Genomic DNA, 18929 nt, shown 5'->3' with positions numbered 1-18929 from the left:
TCAAGTATACGTCGAGTGCCCGCTCCGCGTTGCGTCACAGGCGGGTCATCCGCGGCCGACGAACGGCATCTTGCTCGCCATGATCGTCATGAACTGCACGTTCGCCGACAGCGGCAGGTTCGCCATATGCAGCACGGCATCGGCGACATGTTCGACGTTCATCAGCGGCTCGACGGCGATCGTGCCGTTGGCCTGCGGCACGCCGCGCGCCATCCGCTCGGCCATTTCCGTCGCGGCGTTGCCGATGTCGATCTGGCCGCACACGATGTCGTACGGCCGGCCATCGAGCGAGACCGACTTGGTGAGACCCGTGATCGCATGCTTGGTCGCCGTGTACGCGATGCTGTGCGGCCGCGGCGCATGCGCGGAGATCGAGCCGTTGTTGATGATGCGGCCGCCGCGCGGCGTTTGCGCCTTCATCATCGCGAAGGCCGCGCGCGTGCACAGGAACACGCCCGTGAGATTGGTATCGACGACGGAACGCCAGTCGTCGAGTTCGATCTGGTCGATTTCGACGGGCGGCGCATTGCGGCCCGCGTTGTTGAACAGCACGTCGAGCCGCCCGTAGCGCAGCCGGATCGTGTCGAACAGCGCGGCGACGCTCGCGGCATCCGTCACGTCGCAGGCGACGGCGAGAGCGTCCTGGCCGCGTGCCTGTGCATCGGTTGCGAGCGCATCGAGCGGGGCCTGCCTGCGCCCCGTCAGCACGACGCTATAGCCGCTGGCAAGCAGCTTGAGCGCCGTCGCCTTGCCGATGCCGCTGCCCGCGCCCGTCACCAGCGCCACTTTGTCTGCTTGCGTTGTCTCTGCTGTCTGCGTCACACCGTCTCTCCAGGTCGTGCGGCCCGCGATGCAGCGCGACGCAGGCCCGTCAATCGAGCGCGCGGTCGTTCGGCTTCGCGAACAGCTGTTTCATCTCCGCCGACAACGGGTAGTTCAGGTTGATGCCCTTCGGCGGAATGGGTTGCGTGAACCACTTCTGATAAAGGTTCGCCGCTTCGCCGGAAGTTTGCAAGCGCGCGATCACACCGTCGACCAGTTTCTTGAAGCCCGGATCGTCCTTGCGGAACATGCAGCCATACACTTCGGACATCGGCGAGGTGCCCGTGATCACGTAGTCGTCGGCGTTCGCCTCTTTCGCTTTCGCGCCGTACAGCAGCGGGTCATCCATCACGAACGCGACGGCGCGTCCCGTCTTGACGTTGAGGAACGACTCGGCGTGATCCTTCGCGCTGATGAGGCGCATGTTCATCGACTTCTCGGCGTTCATCTGCCGCAGCAGACGCTCTTCCGACGTGCCCGCCGTCGTCACGACCGTCTTGTTGGCGAGATCGCCGAAGTCTTTCACGCCCGAGTCCTTCTTCACGATCATGCGCACGCCGTACTGGAAAAAGCTGTTCGAGAACGCGGCCTGGTTGTCGCGCTCTTTCGTATGCGTGGTCGAGCCGCATTCGATATCGATCGTGCCGTTCTGCACGAGCGGGATGCGGTTCTGCGACGTGATGGGAATCTCGCGAACCTTCAGGTCCGGCATCTTCAGCTCTTTCTTCACCTCGTCGACGATCTTCAACGCGATCGCCTGCGAGTAGCCGATCACATGCTGCTGTTCGTCGTAGTACGAGAACGGCACTGACGATTCGCGCACGCCGAGCGAAATCGCGCCCGTTTCGCGGATCTTCTTCAAGGTCGCACTCGAGTCCTGCGCCCGCGCATTGCCGCCGGCGAGAGTGGCCGCGATCAGTGCCGCGAGCGTTGCATGCTTCATCATCGTTTTTTTCATGGTGTCTCCTGTTATGGATGTGTGTGCAACGAAATCAGCGGTCGTATGCGTAGGCATCGACATCGACGGACGGCGCGCGGCCCGCAATCATATCCGCGATCACCCGCGCGCTGCCGCACGCGAGCGTGAAGCCCAGCGCGCCGTGGCCCGTGTTGAGCCAGAGGTTGCCGTACGGCGTTCTGCCGATCAGCGGCTTCGAATCGGGCGTGGCGGGACGATGGCCGCACCAGGTCTGCGCGCTCGCGTAGTCGCCGGCAGCGGGGAAGATTTCCTGCGCCTGGCGCTTCAGCAGTTCGACGCGCCCTGCCCGCTGCGCATCGCTCAGGCCCGCGATCTCGACCATGCCCGCAATCCGCAGACGCCCGCCAAGCGGCGCATATACGATCTTTCGATGCAGGTCCGTCACGCTGACGTGCGGCGTATGCAGCGGATCGGCGGGGTGAATCGTGAGGCTGTAGCCCGTCAGCGGATACACAGGCAGACGCACGCCAAGCGCATCGAGCAACGGCACGCTGCCCAGCCCGAGCGCGACGACGAACGCATCGGCTTCGATATCGCCCGCCGCTGTGCGCGCCGCGACGATACGCCCGTCTGCGTGGACGAGTTCGCTCACGGGCGTCTCGTAGCGGATCGTCACGCGATGGCGCCGCTGCAGCGCATCCGCGAGCGCCACGCCGAAGCGATGGCAATCGCCCGCTTCTTCCGACGGCGTATGGATGCCGCCCGCGATCAGCGGCTGTGCGTGCGCGAGCGCGGGTTCGAGCGCGACGCACGCGTGGCCGTCGAGCGCACGCTGATCCGAGCCCGCCGCGACCAGCAGTTCCATCTTGCGGCGCGCGCGCTCGAACTCGTGCGGGTCGCGATAGACGACGAGCTTGCCATTGCGCACGTAGTCGAACGCAATCGACTCGCGCTCGACGATCTCATGCAGCGCCGCCTTGCTGAGCGCGCCGAGGCTCAGCATTTCGAGCGCCGTCTGCCGCGCGCGGCGGCTGCGGCATGCGAGCAGAAACGCGGCACACCAGCGCCACTGCTGCACGTCCAGGCGCGGAATGAAGCGCAGCGCGGAGTCGCGCTGCACTAGCCAGGCGGGCAGCTTGGGCAGCACGGCGGGATCGGCGAGCGGCGCGACGTAGCTGTAGCTGAGCTGGCCGCCGTTCGCGAAGCTCGCTTCCAGCGCCGCGCCGCCGCGCGCCTCGACGATCGTGACGTCGTGGCCGTCGCGGACCAGGCTCCAGGCCGTCGTCAGTCCGACGACGCCCGCTCCGAGGACACAGACATGCATGAATGCTCACTACCTTGCGATGACATGGCAGCCGAGTGTGGCGCGCCGAAAACGGCGTATCAAATGACCAGATGCACGGCTGCATAACCTGCGGTTAAGGGCGCACGGGCCGCGCCGCCGGCGGCTATACGAAACGCGCGCGCAACATGTCGACGAACGCGCTGCCCGCCTGCGACGTCAGACCGCCGTCGCGCCACAAGGCGAACACACCGACCGACAACGGCGGGGTAACCGGCCGCACCGTCACGGCTTCCGCGCCGCTCTTCGCCGTCAGCTCGTCGAGCAGCGCATGGCCGATGCCGCGCGCGGCCAGCGCACGGGCGACGTGCCACGTGTGCGCCTCGACGGCGGGCGCATGGCCGTCGAGGCCCAGTGCTTCCAGCGCATTGCCGATCATCTCGCCAAGCGGATCGGCATTGCCGATGCCGATCCAGTCGCCTTCGACGAACGCTTGCAGCGTCATTGGCGCGTCGGCCGCGGCTTCATCGCGCGGGCCGACGCACACGACAGGCGTGCGCCCCAGCTCGGCGGACGCGATGCCCGGCCGCGCCGGCGGATTCAGCGCGACGGCCAGATCGAGATCGCGTGTGAGCAGCGCGTTCAGCAGTTCCTCCGTATGACGCGTCTGTATTCGCAGCGACACCCGCGGATAAGCCGCGCGAAACGCCTCGACGGCAGGCGGAATCAGGCTCAGACCCAGGCTCGGCAGACAACCAACGCGCAAATGCCCTTCGGGTTGCAGCGCGAGATTGCGAGCGAGATCGCGGATGCTGTCGAGATTGACCTGCAGCTTCTGCGTTTCGGAAAACAGCAGCTCGGCCTCGCGCGTCGGCTGAAGGCGGCCGTGCACGCGGTTGAACAGCGTGAGGCCGGTGCTACGCTCCGCGTGCGCGAGCACCTTGCTGACGGCGGGCTGCGAAACGCAAAGCAGCTCGGCTGCTTTCGACAGCGAGCCCGTGCGCATGATGGCGTGGAAAACTTCGATGTGGCGCAGGCGCATGGCGCGGATTCGGGGCGGCGGGTCGGTGGAAAGGGGGTAAGGATACTGGCTCCGGGTCTGTTACGGTGCCGTTGCGGGTCCGTTACGGTTCCGTTACGGTTCCGTTCCGTCGTGCCCCTTTGCGTCGATACTTCGAGCCCGCCGCCCGAAATCTCTTTCCAACCCTGCCAATTTCGAGACGGGACGCGCGCGAATGGTATCGTTCGCGTTTGACGAGCATCACGACTGTCCTGCTGGTACGACGAAACGGAATCCAGCAGACCGAACGCATCATGAATCAACCGAATCCGCCGCTGCCGGGCGCCGCCGCTAGTGCCGCGCCCGCGCGCCGCTGGCCCCGCACGGGCAATCCGCCGATGTTCAACGCCACGATCGCGTGGCACGCCGCGATGCTCGCGGGCTGGGCGCTCACGCCCATCGCCTGGCCGTGGTGGCTCGCCGGCATCTTGGCGAGTCATATGGTCGTCGTGACGATCGGCTTGTGGCCGCGCTCGTCGCTGCTCGGCCCGAACTGGACGCGCCTGCCCGACACGGCACGCAACGCCGACGCCGTCGCGCTGACGATCGACGACGGCCCCGACCCGGTCGTCACGCCGCAAGTGCTCGACCTGCTCGACGCGCACGGCGTACGCGCGACGTTCTTCTGCATCGGCGCGCGTGCGCAGCGTCATCCGGCGCTGATGCGCGAGATCGTCGTGCGCGGACACGCGGTTGAGAACCACTCGCAGGTCCACGTTCACACGTTTTCGGTCACGCTGCCGCGCGGGCTGACGCGGGAAATCGACGCCGCGCAGCACACGCTCGAAGCGGTGACGGGCGAACGCCCGCTGTTTTTCCGTGCGCCCGCCGGCCTGCGCAACGTATTTCTCGAGCCGGTGCTGCAAAAGCTCGACTTGCGGCTCGCCGCCTGGACGCGGCGCGGCTTCGACACCCGCGAGCGCAACCCGCAGCGCGTGCTGGAACGGCTCGTCGATGGGCTCGCCGCGCGCGACATCCTGCTTCTGCACGACGCGAGCGCAGCAAAGGACGCGTCGGGCCAGCCCGTCGTGCTCGACGTGCTGCCGCGTCTGATCGAGACCGTGCGTGCGCGCGGACTGCGCTTCGTGACGCTGCGCGAGGCGCGCGACGCCTGACGGACAGCGCCGCGCGCGGCAGGTCGAACGCCTAGGCGCGCCGCCGGACCAGGTGGTAGATCACGAGCAGGACGATTGCGCCGATGATCGACGCGATCCAGCCCGCCGCCTGCCCCGGCTGATACCAGCCGAGCGCGCGCCCGACATAGCCCGCGATCAGCGAGCCGGCAATGCCGAGAATGATCGTCATGATCCAACCCATGCTGTCGTCGCCCGGCTTGAGCGCGCGCGCAATCAGACCGACGATCAACCCGACGACTATTGTGCCAATGAGGGAAAGCATGCAAACCTCCGATCAGAGTTAGCACCACGGTACGCTGCTACTGCTCGCTACAGACGACATGCGGCCCCTGCCCCTTTTCCCGTCGCATGCCGCGACTGTACCGTTTCGGGACGCGCGCCATCGGACACAGGCTGGCGAACGCGCGCCATCGTCGGCGGGATTCCAGCGCCAACGCCGGACGCCCAATCTCCGTCAAATGCGGAAATCGGCGGCCATGTCCTCGTCGGTGCGCGCCTCGAGTTCGCCGCTTCGGCACGCTTTCATGAACACGTCATAATCCCGCTCGACTTGATCCGCATACGCCGCCGCATACCCGGCGAGCGCTTCCGCGAACTGGTCGCTGCGTCCAATATACGCGCTGATCTCGATCGCCTTGCCGCCCGCCTTCGCGTGCGCGCGCGCCAGCGCCCAGCCGCATAGCCGCGCATAGCCGTTCAACTGGTCGACGTCGAACAGATCGACGCTCGGCGTCAGCTTCATGTCGCGCAATTGCCGGAAGTAGAAATGCCGGCCCGCCGGACCCGTCGACCAGCCGAGAAAGATATCGCTAGCTGCCTGCAGCATGCGCTGGCCCAGCACGACGCGCTCGCCCTCGTGCTTCGGCTCGGACTTGCGCGGCCCCGCCTTGAAATGCTGCGCGATCACCGAGCGCCGCGCCTCCTTGATCTGCAGAAAGAGCGGCTTGCCGAGGGGATCGACGGTGAGCAGCACGAGACAGCGCGTGCCGACACTGCCGACGCCGACCACCTTGAATGCGAGATCGTGCGGCACGAACTGCTCCAGCAGCTCGCGCCGATCTTCGTTGAGCGTCTTGAGATAGCCTTCGTAGGTATCGTGCATCAGCTTGCGCCAGTCGCCGATCCGGAACCAGTCGTCCTCGGCATCGAACAATGTGCCCGAGCCGTGCACGTGGAACAGGCTGGGCGCCATGTCGCGCATCACGTAGCGGTCGCCTTCGCGCTCGCACAGCTTGTCGAGCATGCTTTCGTGCGTGCGGGTGGCCGCCTTTTCCATCCCTCGACGGATCAGCCGGCGATTCTCCGCGTTCACCGCCATATCGACCATGCGATCGAACGTGATGCGTTCGTACCACAGCTCCAGCGCGCCGCATCCGGCGTACTGCGCCATGCGGTCGCGATACTGGTTGGCGGCCGTCATCACCAGATCGTAGGCGGCGCCGCTGCTGAAGCGCATGTGCCGCGCGGCGACCACGAAGCTCGCGACGAGCCGCTTCAGGTCCCATTCGAACGGTGCGGTGGATACTTCGTCGAAATCGTTCAGATCGAAGATCAGCTGACGCTCGGGTGTCGCGAAGCCGCCGAAATTCAGCAGATGCGCATCGCCGCAAATGGGCAGCGTCAGCGGCGTGTGCGGCGTCATGCTGAGATCGTGCGCCTGCAGGATCGCGCTGCCGCGATAGAAGGTGAACGGCGACACGGCCATGCGCCCGTAACGCAGCGGCACGAGACGCTCGACGCGGCCTTCGCTGCTTTGCCGCAGCAGATCGACGGGATTGCGGTGCATATGGCCGATGGCGCGGTGACTGGAGCGTTTTGCGTGTTCGCGGGCCGCGCGCCCGCTGGCTTCCCGTTCCGCGATGGTGCTGGCCTTCATGCTTTTCTCCGTTCTTGTGAAACAGCTTGCATCGGGGCGCACTGCAACCGCGTGCCGCCGGGGCGTGTCGCGACTGCGACCGCTTCGGGCTGGCGTGGATGGATCGTTCGAGGCGCGGCGCCGGTGCAGCCGATCCGCGCAAAGGGTGCCGGACCGCAAACGTCTATCGGATCGACTGTATTAAATCCTGCGGCGCACGGGTGCGCAAGTCCGTGCGCCGCAGAAGGGCCACGGCACCTGCACCGATGAGAGGGAAGAAACGCTGGCGCAGGGCGCGCCAGCGCATTGCCGCGTCAGAAGAAGCGCGGCGGCTGGAGAATCAGGGCAATCCGCACAGCCGGCGACGGCAGCGCCGCAAGGCTCGTGCGGGCAGCCTCGACGCGCTCGTTGAAGGCGACGCGCGCGGCGCCCGACAGCGGCGCGACGAACTGACGCGCAGTGAGCGTCAGCGGATCGACGGGATGGTCGTCCTTGCGCACTTCGAAGTGCAGGTGCGGCCCGGTTGCCGTGCCCGTGCGGCCGACATAGCCGATCAGCTGTCCCTGCTCGATACGCTGACCGGCCTTCAGCGCGCCCGCGAACAGCGACAGATGCGCGTAGTAGGTCGAATAACCGTCGTCATGACGCAAAACGATGTGCTTGCCGTAGCCATGGCCGTTGACCGCCGTCTCGACGGTGCCCGCGGCTGCCGCGTAGATCGGTGTGCCGGCGGGCGCGGTCAGATCGACGCCCGTGTGAAAGCGCGGCTCGCCGAAGACGGGATGGATGCGCATGCCGAACGGCGAACTCACGCGCCGGTAGTCGAGCGGCATCGCGAACGGCTCGCTCGCGATCAGGCCGCCGTCGAGCGTGTAGTACGCGCCTTGCGACGCGCCCGGCGCGGTGAACCAGAGGGCGTCGTAGGTGCGGCCGTTCAGGCGGACTTCTAGCGAAGCAATGCGCGATGCACCCGATTCGCTCATTGCGTCCATCACGATCCGGTATTCGTCGCCCGCCTGCGCAGGCGCATCGACATCCACGCGGCCAGCAAAGATCCCGCCGATTTGCGCAACGACCGTCGCCGGAAAACCCGCTTGTGCGAGCGACTCGCGCAGCGTGGTGCTGATCGGGCCGGCGCTCGAGCGAAGCTCATCGTGGCTCATGCCGAAACCGGCGGCGTCGCCGAATGGCGTCGTCGCCCGTGCAACATCGCCCGATGCGCCTTCGGGCGTCACGCGGCCCGACCATTCGTGACCATCGTCGGAGCGATCATGCGCAACGGGTACGCACATCGTCGGCGTGGTGGCGCAGACCGTGCCGAGCACCAGTTCGTTCGACGGCATCCGCACGTTGATCGAGGCCGTCGAGTATGCGGGCGCGAGCGTGGCCGGGTCGCCCGGGTGAGCGGCGGCAGGCGCCGGCGATGCATCGTCGGCCGATTGGGCAATGGATTCGGCCAGCGCGCGATCGGCGTCGCGCGCCGAAGGTCCTGCGGCATTGAACGAAGTGGCGGGTTGCGCGCCCGGCAATGTCATCTCTTGTGCAAGTGCATGATGGCGCCGCTGCTTGTGAGCGAAACCATGCTTGTGTGCCTTCGGGGCGGCCACGGCGGTGGACGTGCCAGGCACGACGGAAGCACCGATCCACAATGCCGAAAAAGCGGCCGCGCTCGAAAGCGCCTTGCGTTTGACGGACAGCGGACGAACCGCTGCCATAGAGATGCCCTGCCTGCGCGCGAGGAATGATCGCAGATGTTTCACGTCAGGTTCTCGCGTTGGAATCAAAGGGCGGCGGGCATGAGCGGCTGTACCGGGAAGGCACGGCTACGGCGCGTGGCGAGGCAAAGATGGATCGATCGATCCCGCGACCGGCTGGTCGCTCCATCGCGCCGCGCAGCCCGACAAGTGATTTTTAAAGTTTACGGGGCGGAGGACGCGAGCCGAATCGGTTAACTCTTAATTTTCTTAAAACTGTCTTGGTTTGAACGCACTTGCATTAAGAAAAATCAGCCATCGTCCGTCGCAGACGACGGCTTCGGCTTCAGTCACAACCGCCCGTCAAAGCAGGCTGCGCAAATAGGCATCCCATTCGCCGATGCGTCTGTCCCACGAATAGAAGCGCGTGAAATATTCGACCTGATGCGCGCGCCAGTACTCGTCTTCCGCTTTGCGCAGCCGGACGGTTTCGATTGCCTCGTCGAGCACGGCGGCGAAGCGCTGCGCGTGTGCCTGCCGGTTTTCGGTAAACGGGTAGAGCCTCGCGAAATTCGCGCAGGTTTCCGGCAAGCCGCCGTACGCCGCGCAGACCGTGAGACAGCCCGCCGACATGGCTTCGATGGCGGCGATGCAACTCGTCTCGGGTTCGATGTTCGGATACGCGAAGATGTCGCATTCGCTCAGCGTCTCGCGCACTACCGCATTCGGCTGCGCGCCGTGGTAACGGATGCGCGAATGCGCGCGGCATCGTTCGAACAACGGAAGAAATGGCGCGTCGCGCTCCGTCCAGTCGTAGATGCTGAAGCTCGAAAAGACGTCCAGCTCAATGTCGGGATGGCGCTCAGCCAGATACTCGAAGACGGGAACGAGGATTTCGAGGCCGCGATCGGGCGTCGTGTGATAGATCAGCCGGATGCGCTCGCTGCGTCGCGGAACATAGGCGCCGAATGGCTCGATCGCGTTTTGCAAGACGCTCATCTCCGCATAGGGCACGCCAGGAATCATCTGATACAGCGCCGCCTGATAATGCGACACACACACAATGCCCGCAAACGCTGCACGATTTTCAGCCTGTTCCAGGAAGCTGGATTCTTCGCGGCTTGGTTTGTCGTGCAGCCAAAGAATGCGCTTACGGTCGGGGTCGAGTCCGCGCACGCGGGAAGGAATGATCTGAAACTGCCGCACCAGTTCCGGATCGAGTCGCGCGTGAAGCGCTCGCAGCATCAATTCCGTGCCGCCACGCGCGCGCACGCTCAGTTCGTTGGTTTCCATGTTCATGTGTCGAGCCGTCGCGGGTCAGCACTCGCCGCCAATCGCCGTCAGCGGGCTCGTCGCCATTGACGCGCCGAAGTCGCCGTGCCACGTGTAGATGCCCTGATGCGACAGCTTCGATTGCGTATCGACGAATACCTGCCCGCCAATATCGCGCCAGCGGCGGCAGAACGCATAGTCTTCCGACAGGTATCGGCGAGTGGAAGGCTCGACCATCACATCGAAGAAGCGGTAGCAGAGGTCGTAGAGCGGCGAATCGGGCGGACCGTCGGGCACGTACTTCAGTTCGGGCAGGCGCGCGATCATCGCTTCGATCGCGCTGCGCTTGATGCACATGAAGCCCGTCGGCGCTTCGCTGACTTCGAGAAAGCCGTCGCTGTCGATCGCGGACGACACACCGTCGTGCGCGTTCACGGGATAGCGCAGGTAGCGTGCGGCGAAGGTTTCCTGCGTGAGTCCGCCGGGCAGCACGCCCGGCCAGTCGAAACGCTTGAGCGGATAGACGCCCGCCACGACATCGCGATCGGCTAGCAGCAGCCGCAACACCTGATCGACGGAAAAGCCGATGTCTGCGTCGATCCAGAACAGATGCGTGTAGCCCGGATCGAGCAGAAATTCCGCGACGGCCTCATTGCGCGCGCGCGTGATCAGACTTTCGCCGGAACGGATTCGCACCGAGCTCTGCATGCCCGTCTGCCACATCGCGTTATTGAGGGCGAGCAGGCTGTTTGCAAAATTCGCCATGACGTTGCCGCCGTAGCATGGCGTCATGAAAAGCGGTTTCATCGATTGAAGCGCGGACGAGTCAAGCATGGAGGTCTCTTTGTCTGGATGAAAATGAGCGTCGATGAGTATCGCGGACTATCCAAAAAAAGACTGTAAGAAGACTCTTAATGCGATAAGAGGGGTGCGTTTTTGAGATGCGGACCTGCAACATTGACACCGCTCAAAAAACTTGGCGCGAACATAGCCGGATCGCGTGAAGCCGGCCCTTCTGGCTGGACTCGGCCCCCATCGCGCGTGCTTTGACCGTATTCAATTGTTGGCCTGCCGACGTTGTCGATCCGATGCAGCGACCGTATTTTTAGGACGCGTCTCATATTCGCGCTTAGGCCCGCGCGACACACTCTCGCCTTTCGACTTTCATACCGCAGCGACACGCCTGCTGCGCCATCGCCGTGAACCCGCTTCTGCTCAAACGATCCAGCATCGCCTGCTTCGCGCTCCTCAGCTCCGCTTGCTCCTTCTTCGTGCCCCGCTCCACCGCGTCGACCTCGACGCCTGCCGACAACGCGCTCGTCATCGCCTCCGCCCGCGACTTCGCGTACATGCCCGCGCGCGATGGCCACGTCAGCTTCGATCGCATTCCCAATACGGCGACGACGTCCATCCTGCTGAAGAAAGGTGTCGAGTCGGCGGTGCGCGACGCTGTCGTGTCCGCATGGCGCAAGTCGGGCATCGCCGTGACGACCCACGACAAGCTGGTGCTGAGTGGCCGGATCGAGGTGTTGTCGGTGGACGATGCGCGGCCGCGGGCCACGTGGACGATGACCATCTGCTACTTCGTCACCAATGCGTCGACGAAGCAGACTGTCTACGTCAAGAGCAATACGGTCCATCTGTTCCGGCAGAAGTTCACGAACCCCGCGCTCGCACTCGACGACGTCGTGAAAATCAGCGTCGATACGATCGTCAGAGATCCGTCGTTTCAGCAATCGCTACAGCCGGTCGAATAACAGGCGCGTTCCGCTTCGCGCTGGCGCTGCCGGCGGCGGCGCAATTCTCTTGCGCTGCGGCGTAGCCGCAGCCGACATTTCGCTACAATCGGATATTTCCCTCTGCATTTACCGCCGCGCGCTGTGCGAACCAACGCCGCGCGGCGGCCCGTCCGAGCGAGCCGTCATGTCTCTCACCGCCTGGCTGTTTTTTCTTCCCGCGTGCTTCGCGATCAACATGGCGCCCGGGCCCAACAATCTGCTGTCGATCAACGTTGCCGCCCGGCACGGCTTCATGACGGCGTTCGTCGCCGGCAGCGGACGGCTGGTCGCCTTTGCCGGCATGCTGGTGCTCGCTGCAACGGGCCTCGCCGTCGTGCTGCACGCATCCGAAGTGTTCTTCCTTGCGATCAAACTGGTGGGTGCCGCCTATCTGATCTGGCTGGCCGTCCAGCTGTGGCGCAGCGACGCCGGACCGATGGACGGGATGAAGCAGGACGACGCTTCGCTGTGGCGCATCGCGCGCCAGGAATGCTTTGTCGCGGCGGGCAACCCGAAGGCGATTCTGGTGTTCACCGCGTTCCTGCCGCAATTCGTCGATATTTCGAAGCCGATGCTGCCGCAATTCGCCGTGCTCGGCGCCAGCTTTCTCGTGCTCGAATGGCTCGCGATCGCGCTGTATTCGTGGGCGGGCATGTATCTCGGCAAATGGCTGACGCGTGCCACCGTGCGCCGCTGGTTCAACCGCTGCTGCGGCGCATTTCTCGGCGCGGTCGGCGTGAGCTTCCTGCTGGTGCGGCGTTCGAGCTGAATCCTCGCTGCGGCGCCAGAAAAAAGAACGGATCGGACACAAAACGTCCGATCCGTTTTTTCATTGCCGCGCCGCGATCAATGTTCGAGCGCGAGCCAGATCGACTTCGGCTCCGTAAAGTTTTCGATCGCGGCATCGCCGTGTTCACGGCCGAAGCCCGAATCGCCCGAGCCGCCCCACGGTAGGCGCACGTCGGTATAGCCGTAGGTGTTGATCCAGACCGTGCCCGCCTTCAGCGCATGCGCGACGCGATGCACGCGGCCGATATCCGCGCTCCACACGCCCGCCGCGAGGCTGTACGCGGTGCCGTTCGCGATGCGCACGGCGTCCTCTTCGTCGTTGAAACGCACGACGCTCGCCACCGGCCCGAAGATTTCCTCCTGCGAAATGCGCATTTCGTGCTCGACGTTCGCGAACACCGTCGGCTCGACAAAAAAGCCCTTCTGCCCGATGCGCGCGCCGCCCGTCACGAGCGACGCCCCTTCGTTCCTGCCGATGTCCACGTAATCGAGCACCGTCTTCATCTGCGCAGCCGAGACGAGCGGGCCCATGGTCGTCTCCCGCTCGGACGGATCGCCGACCTTGAGCCCTTTCGCACGCGCCGCGAGCCTTTCGACCACTTCGTCGTAGACATCGCGATGCGCAAGAATGCGCGAGCCCGCCGAACACACCTGACCCGTATTGAAGAAAATCCCCGAGGCGGCGGCGCGGACGGCGTTGTCGATATTCGCATCGGCGAAAATCACGTTCGCCGACTTGCCGCCGAGTTCCAGCGTCACGCGCTTGAAGTTGCCCGCCGCGCCCTGCAGAATGCCGCGCCCGACCGACGGTGACCCCGTAAACGTCACCTTGTCGATACCCGGATGCGCGACGATCGCATCGCCCACCACGCGCCCCTTACCCGTCACGATGTTCAGCACGCCGGGCGGCACGCCCGCTTCCAGCGCGAGCTCGCCGATCCGCAACGCCGACAGCGGCGTGATCTCGGCGGGCTTCACGACCATCGTGCAGCCGCATGCGAGCGCGGGCGCGATCTTCCACATGCCGATCATCAGCGGAAAATTCCACGGCACGATCGCGCCGACCACGCCGACGGGCTCGCGCACCGTGTAGGTCAGTGCATCGGGGCGCACGGGCACGACCTGGCCGTTGATCTTGTCGCACCAGCCGGCGTAGTACGCGAGCGTATCGATGGCGGCGGGCACGTCCTGGCGCTTGACGGAGGCGAGCGGCTTACCCGCGTCGAGACTTTCCAGCGCGACGATTTCGTCCTGGTGCTCGCGTAGCAGTTCGGAGAAGCGCATCAGAATCCGGCCGCGCTCGGCGGCGCGCATGCCGTTCCACACTTTCAGCGCGGCGCGCGCGGCCTTGACGGCCGTATCGACATCCTGCGCGCTGCCTTGCGCGACGAGCGCTATCGGCTCTTCAGTCGCGGGGTTGATGTCGACAGTGTATTCGCCGGTGCCGGGCGGCAGCCGCTTGCCGTCGATGAGCAGATCGTAGCGTCTGAGGTCGGTTTCAGTGTCCATCTCGTACTCCTTGCGATTGCGATATGGCTGCTTCGCGAACCGTTGGCTGAACCGCCCGCACCCTCGCGCTTATGAGGCACGCATCAACGCCTCTTCATCGGGTACGCACGGCATCGGTTCGTGGGTGGCTCCTTTTATGGTTGGATTGACAGATGCTGCGCCAGACGCCGCCGACGCGCCAGCATGATCGGGCAGTTCCTTGCCGGCAAACAGCGCCCAGACGGCTTCGGCATTCGGTCGCAACGAGCGGTTGCGGCGGCGCACCAGCACCGTCGTCACGGACACCTCGGGCACGAGCGGAAGCGCGACGAGCGACGCCGGCAGCGCGCCGGCTTGCATGTCGACAGGCAATACGCCAATGCCGAGACCGAGTTCGATCATGCGCAGCGCCGCGGCGAGATGCCCGCATTCGTTGGCGCGCGCCGCATCGATACGATGCACGTTCAATGCCCGCTCCGTTACATTGCGCGTGCCCGCTTCCGCATTGAGCGTAACGAGTTGCGTGACAGTCCTGGTATTGCGCAGCGCTTCCCAGTGCAGCGCGGCGCCGGCGGCAAGCGGATGCGCCTGCGGCAGCACCGCGCACAGCGGCGTCGAAACGAGCGGTTGGATGTGAAAGGCATCGGCGCCCGCAACGTGCGCGTCGCACAGTACGCCGAAGTCGACTTCGCCCTGCTCGATGGCGGCGAGCACGGCATGTTGAGGCTGTTCCTTCGCGGTGACGATCAGATCGGGGAAGATCGCGGCGCCGCGCGCGAGCCGCTCGGGCAGCCAGCCCGACGACGTCACGGGATCGCACGCCACCACCACGACGCCCGTGTGCTCCTCGTGCGCGGCACGCTCCTCGCGCAAGGTCAGCTCGATTTCCTCGATCAGCCGGGCGATGCGCCGTTCGAGCCGGGAGCCCGCTGTCGTCAGTTCGACCTGACGCGTCGTGCGATCGAAGAGACGCAATGCAATTGCCTCTTCGAGTTCGCGCACGCACCGGCTCACGGCCGACTGCGTCAGATCGAACTCGCGCGCCGCACGGGTGAAGCTCCGCTGACGCGCGACGGCGACGAACACCTTCAATTGCTGCAATGATACGTTCATGTGTTCAGGTCGCCATGTTGAAGTGAAACGGGTTTATTCGCCCGTCTGTTCCGGCCAGTGACGCAGGCCCGGTCCGTTTGCCGCCAGTTCCGGCTCGAGTTCGCGAGATGCCTCGTTCGATGAAGCGATCCAGCGCGCGCGCATCGGTGCCAGCACGAATTTCGCCGACACGCCCGCCGCAATCGTGATCACCGCCGAGACGATGAACACCAGGTTCCAGCCGCCCGTCGCCGCGAGCACGGAAGCGATCGGCACGATCAGCGATGCCGTGCCCTTCGCGGTATAGAGCGTGCCCGCATTCGCCGCCGCATATTTGCTGCCGAACGTGTCCGCGCAGATGGCCGGGAAGATCGAGAAGATCTCGCCCCAGAACAGGAAGATCAGCGCCGCGAACGTCATGAACGCATACGGGTTCTGGCCGTACTCCATCAGCCCCAGCAGCGCGAGCCCTTCGCCGATGAAGATCGCGAACATCGTGTTCTCGCGGCCGATCTTGTCGGAGATGAAACCGCACAGCGGACGCGTGAAGCCATTGCAGATGTTGTCGATGGACAGCGTCATCGTCAGCAGCGGCAGCGTGGCGCCGAACAGCGTCATCGGCAGCTTCGCGAGGCCCCAGTCTTTTGCGATCGGACCGATTTGCGCCGTCGCCATCAGGCCGCCTGCAGCAACCGCGACAAACGATGCATAGATCACCCAGAACACCGGCGACTTGATCATCTGGCCCGGCGTGTAATCCTGCTTGGTGACCGCGAACTTGCGCTTGGCGGGCGGTGCCTTGGCGCCGTCGGGCTTTCTCAGCAGCAGTGCCAGCACGAAAATGCAGACGCCCTGCAGGATGCCGAAGAACATGAACGTGTGCTCGTAACCGGAGCGCGTAATCATGTTTGCAATCGGAATCACCGTGACGGCCGCGCCCGCGCCGAAACCTGCTGCCGTCAAACCTGCTGCGAGACCGCGCTTGTCCGGGAACCACTTCAGCGCATTGCCGACGCATGTGCCGTACACCCCGCCCGCGCCGATACCGGCGATCACGGACGCGGCGTACAACTCTGGCAGCGTCGTCGCATAGGAATTCATCACCCATGCAAGGCCCGCGCAAATCGCGCCGCCCGCGACGACGGGACGAGGACCGAAACGGTCGACGAGCCATCCTTCCACCGGCACCAGCCACGTCTCGGTCAGAATGAAGATCGAGAACGCAAGCTGAACTTCAGCCTGCCCCCAATGATGCTTTGTGCTCATCGGTGTGACGAACAGCGTCCACGCGTATTGAAGGTTGGCGACCAGCGCCATGCACAAGATGCCAAATGCCAGTTGCCACCACCGGTTGCGCCAGAACGCAACGGGAGCTTGCTGCGAAATGCTGTTCATGTGCCTGTCTCCGCTATCTATTTAGGGCAGCCGGCCAAAGCGCCGGTCTGTATGCATGCCACCTTATAGTTGTGTCCCCAAACGGGCTGCTTCGGGGTAATTCGCAATGCCAATTCCACTACTTCTTTTATAAAAAACCTTTAATCCGATTTATCGCCTGCCTTATTTGCCTGTTAAAAGCCGCCGTCACCGGCTTGTGTATTTTTCGCATCGGAGCCTTGTTTTTAAGCGTTAACCCGATGTTCGTGCAGCGAATCGTCCATTACAGAATCCATGCTAGGGTCAATGCTGAATTACTGATAATTAAAGTTTGTTACCATGAGGATTCACCTTCGCTTATACATCCGCCATGACAATGCGTAACGCGACCCTCCGCCAGCTGAAAGTCTTCGAAACAGTGGCGCGGCATCTGAGCTTTTCGCGCGCGGCGGAGGAACTGCATCTCACGCAGCCCGCCGTTTCCACCCAGGTCAGGCAACTGGAAGAACATGCGGGCTTGCCGCTTTTCGAGCAGCTCGGCAAGAAGATCTACCTGACGCCGGCGGGCACCGAAATGCTCCACTACAGCCGCGCGATCATTCAGCAATTTCATGAAGTCGACGAAGCGATGGGCCAGCTCAAAGGCATATCGGGCGGCAAACTGAACGTCGCGGTGATCAGTGCGGGCGACTACTTCTTTCCGCGGCTGCTCGCAGAATTCACGCGCCGCTACGCGGGCGTCGAGTTGAATCTTGCCGTGCACAATCGCGAAGAACTGCTGCATCAGCTGTCGACCAATCAGACCGATCTCGCTGTGATGGTGCGTCCGCCGCAGGAAATGGATGCGATCAACGAAGTGTTCGCGCCGCATCCGTATGTGATCGTCGCGGCGCCCACGCATCCTCTCGCCAACAGGCGCAACATCAAGATGAGCCAGCTTGCGAACGAGGCTTTCGTGGTCCGCGAACGCGGCTCGGACACGTGGAATTCGATGGAAGAAGGCTTTGCCGGGCGCCTCACGAACCTGAAGATCGCGATGGAAATCAAGAGCACCGAGACCATCAAGCAGGCCGTGATCGCGGGCATGGGCATCGCGTTTCTGTCCGCGCATACGATCAGCCTCGAATTGCAGGTCGGGCATCTCGTCGTGCTGGATGTCGAAGGCTTTCCGGTGATGCTCAACTGGTACGTCGTGCATCGCAAGAACAAGCGGTTGCCGCCCGTTGCCGTGGCGTTCAAGCGCTTTCTGATGGAAGAAGGCGCGGCCCTGATCGAACAGATCACGCGCGTCAATCAACTGGCCGTCCATAAGTGACCGGCTATGGATAGCCAATAAAACTTTAACTATTGCGGATTCATTGCGGCTCCTATGCTTCTGTCGAGCCTCGTCACTCGACATGGGAGTCCTGCAATGAATCAGTCTGCCGATCTGCACAACGAAGCGCTGCTGAGCGCCTACAACGCCGCGTTCAGCGATCTGGGCCTGCGGTTTCGCTGGAGCCAGGCCACGCTTGATTTTTTCGACGACGTCAGCAATGAAATGGCGCGCATCACCGCCTATATCGAGCGCTTTCAATCGCATCTGCTCAACGCCTATGACGCCGACTTTCTCGCGCAACTGATCTTCGACCGGAAGAGCCAGTTCTATCGCGAGTCCGTCGCTCAATGACGCAGGGTTGCAGTTCATCGATGACTCTCTCCGACGGCCGCGCTTCGTGAATCCTTAACGGCGGTTCACGAAGCACGGCCGTCATGTGTTTTATTCAGTGACTTCCGTGACGCTTGACCTGATAACGTTGACGGCTGCGCACGCGCATCGCCGCGTGCGTCATATGCAGGCTTCTCGCGGCTGACATACAGCGCGCCTGCGTGCGGCGCGGATTGCTCGTCCAGATCCAGCGCTGCGTGAAATCGTCGGCGACTTGCATGCGTGCAGGGTCGCCGTCCCACGCGACGCGCAACGACCCACCGCGCCTCGCCAACATGCCGCAATGCGCAGGCGCGCGCATAGGGTGCTCGTGCGTGGTCAGCATCACGTGCGCGCCCAGTGCGGCAGCCAGCAGGCTCACGGCGAACAGCGCCGCGATGCCCGGCAATTGCGCAGGCTCGTTGACAAAAGCGTAACCGAGCCAGATACACAATCCCATCGCCAGCAGATCGACGAGTTTGTCGCCTGCCGCGACTTGCCGCATGTTCCGCCCGCGATGCATGAGCCGGTTGACGAATGCGGTCGAGCCGATCGCCAGCAGCAATGCGCCCGAGAACACGAACACATATAGCTCCAGGCGCTCGAGTCCCGACCACGCGATGAAACCCGCACCTTCCGGCATGTCATCTCCTTGCGTCGCGCCTACGCGCTGGTTCGTTC

At 64.0% G+C, this 18929-nt stretch carries 18 protein-coding genes; 5 read left to right on the top strand and 13 right to left on the bottom strand.

Annotation, left to right across the window (positions count from 1 at the left end; genetic code table 11):
- Nucleotides 1-45: 45 nt before the first annotated feature.
- The 4 genes from C2L66_RS19915 to C2L66_RS19900 all read right to left on the bottom strand — a co-directional run bounded on the left by C2L66_RS19915 (nt 46) and on the right by C2L66_RS19900 (nt 4065).
- Entirely contained in the window at nt 46-822 is a 777-nt protein-coding gene (locus C2L66_RS19915) for an SDR family oxidoreductase (RefSeq protein ID WP_060603531.1), read from the bottom strand.
- Between the two features lie 49 nt (nt 823-871).
- Nucleotides 872-1768: a glutamate/aspartate ABC transporter substrate-binding protein gene (locus tag C2L66_RS19910; RefSeq protein ID WP_167352372.1), complete on the bottom strand. Its 897-nt coding sequence runs from the start codon at nt 1766-1768 to the stop codon at nt 872-874.
- Between the two features lie 46 nt (nt 1769-1814).
- Nucleotides 1815-3065: a D-amino acid dehydrogenase gene (locus C2L66_RS19905; RefSeq protein WP_060603535.1), complete on the bottom strand. Its 1251-nt coding sequence runs from the start codon at nt 3063-3065 to the stop codon at nt 1815-1817.
- A gap of 124 nt (nt 3066-3189) precedes the next feature.
- Complete coding sequence (locus C2L66_RS19900) at nt 3190-4065, bottom strand: LysR family transcriptional regulator (protein WP_060603538.1); 876 nt, start codon at nt 4063-4065, stop codon at nt 3190-3192.
- A gap of 272 nt (nt 4066-4337) precedes the next feature.
- On the opposite strand from C2L66_RS19900, the gene C2L66_RS19895 reads away from it, so the two are divergent.
- Complete coding sequence (locus tag C2L66_RS19895) at nt 4338-5198, top strand: polysaccharide deacetylase family protein (protein WP_060606867.1); 861 nt, start codon at nt 4338-4340, stop codon at nt 5196-5198.
- A 31-nt stretch (nt 5199-5229) separates the two neighbouring features.
- Here C2L66_RS19895 and C2L66_RS19890 read toward each other — a convergent pair whose 3' ends face one another.
- The 5 genes from C2L66_RS19890 to C2L66_RS19870 all read right to left on the bottom strand — a co-directional run bounded on the left by C2L66_RS19890 (nt 5230) and on the right by C2L66_RS19870 (nt 10874).
- Complete coding sequence (locus tag C2L66_RS19890) at nt 5230-5481, bottom strand: GlsB/YeaQ/YmgE family stress response membrane protein (protein WP_054932545.1); 252 nt, start codon at nt 5479-5481, stop codon at nt 5230-5232.
- 192 nt (nt 5482-5673) lie between these two features.
- Complete coding sequence (locus tag C2L66_RS19885; RefSeq protein ID WP_054932546.1) at nt 5674-7095, bottom strand: DUF2252 domain-containing protein; 1422 nt, start codon at nt 7093-7095, stop codon at nt 5674-5676.
- 293 nt (nt 7096-7388) lie between these two features.
- Nucleotides 7389-8789, bottom strand: coding sequence for a M23 family metallopeptidase (locus C2L66_RS19880; RefSeq protein ID WP_233445013.1), 1401 nt, complete (start codon nt 8787-8789; stop codon nt 7389-7391).
- 342 nt (nt 8790-9131) lie between these two features.
- Nucleotides 9132-10067 (bottom strand): glycosyltransferase family 4 protein, encoded by a 936-nt coding sequence (locus C2L66_RS19875; protein ID WP_060603545.1) that lies wholly within the window; start codon nt 10065-10067, stop codon nt 9132-9134.
- 18 nt (nt 10068-10085) lie between these two features.
- Nucleotides 10086-10874, bottom strand: a complete 789-nt coding sequence (locus tag C2L66_RS19870) for a hypothetical protein (protein WP_060603548.1) — start codon at nt 10872-10874, stop codon at nt 10086-10088.
- Between the two features lie 437 nt (nt 10875-11311).
- Here C2L66_RS19870 and C2L66_RS19865 point away from each other — a divergent pair, with 437 nt between their 5' ends.
- Together C2L66_RS19865 and C2L66_RS19860 are read left to right on the top strand one after the other, a co-directional pair.
- Nucleotides 11312-11797 carry a hypothetical protein gene (locus tag C2L66_RS19865; protein ID WP_224100442.1) on the top strand — a complete coding sequence of 162 codons (486 nt, stop codon included), beginning with the start codon at nt 11312-11314 and terminating at the stop codon, nt 11795-11797.
- 166 nt (nt 11798-11963) lie between these two features.
- Nucleotides 11964-12587 (top strand): LysE family translocator, encoded by a 624-nt coding sequence (locus C2L66_RS19860; RefSeq protein WP_060606870.1) that lies wholly within the window; start codon nt 11964-11966, stop codon nt 12585-12587.
- 77 nt (nt 12588-12664) lie between these two features.
- On the opposite strand, the gene C2L66_RS19855 is transcribed toward C2L66_RS19860, so the two are convergent.
- The 3 genes from C2L66_RS19855 to oxlT all read right to left on the bottom strand — a co-directional run bounded on the left by C2L66_RS19855 (nt 12665) and on the right by oxlT (nt 16582).
- Entirely contained in the window at nt 12665-14116 is a 1452-nt protein-coding gene (locus C2L66_RS19855) for an aldehyde dehydrogenase family protein (protein ID WP_054932552.1), read from the bottom strand.
- A 69-nt stretch (nt 14117-14185) separates the two neighbouring features.
- A complete protein-coding gene (locus C2L66_RS19850) occupies nt 14186-15208 on the bottom strand; it encodes a LysR family transcriptional regulator (RefSeq protein ID WP_054932553.1) in 1023 nt (340 codons plus the stop codon).
- A 33-nt stretch (nt 15209-15241) separates the two neighbouring features.
- Nucleotides 15242-16582: an oxalate/formate MFS antiporter gene (gene oxlT / locus C2L66_RS19845; protein ID WP_054932554.1), complete on the bottom strand. Its 1341-nt coding sequence runs from the start codon at nt 16580-16582 to the stop codon at nt 15242-15244.
- Between the two features lie 349 nt (nt 16583-16931).
- Between oxlT and C2L66_RS19840 the strand changes: the two genes are divergently transcribed.
- Nucleotides 16932-17876: a LysR family transcriptional regulator gene (locus C2L66_RS19840; RefSeq protein ID WP_054932555.1), complete on the top strand. Its 945-nt coding sequence runs from the start codon at nt 16932-16934 to the stop codon at nt 17874-17876.
- Between the two features lie 96 nt (nt 17877-17972).
- The gene (locus C2L66_RS19835) at nt 17973-18230 is read left to right on the top strand and encodes a hypothetical protein (protein ID WP_036001019.1); all 258 of its coding nucleotides are present in this window, start codon (nt 17973-17975) and stop codon (nt 18228-18230) included.
- 94 nt (nt 18231-18324) lie between these two features.
- Here C2L66_RS19835 and C2L66_RS19830 read toward each other — a convergent pair whose 3' ends face one another.
- Nucleotides 18325-18891, bottom strand: coding sequence for a hypothetical protein (locus C2L66_RS19830; RefSeq protein ID WP_054932556.1), 567 nt, complete (start codon nt 18889-18891; stop codon nt 18325-18327).
- Between the last annotated feature and the right edge of the window lie 38 nt (nt 18892-18929).

The sequence above is a fragment of the Paraburkholderia caribensis genome (genome assembly GCF_002902945.1).
GTDB classification, from domain to species: Bacteria; Pseudomonadota; Gammaproteobacteria; order Burkholderiales; family Burkholderiaceae; genus Paraburkholderia; species Paraburkholderia caribensis.
Note: the sequence above shows the minus strand (reverse complement) of the source record. Positions and strands in the feature narration are given on the sequence as shown.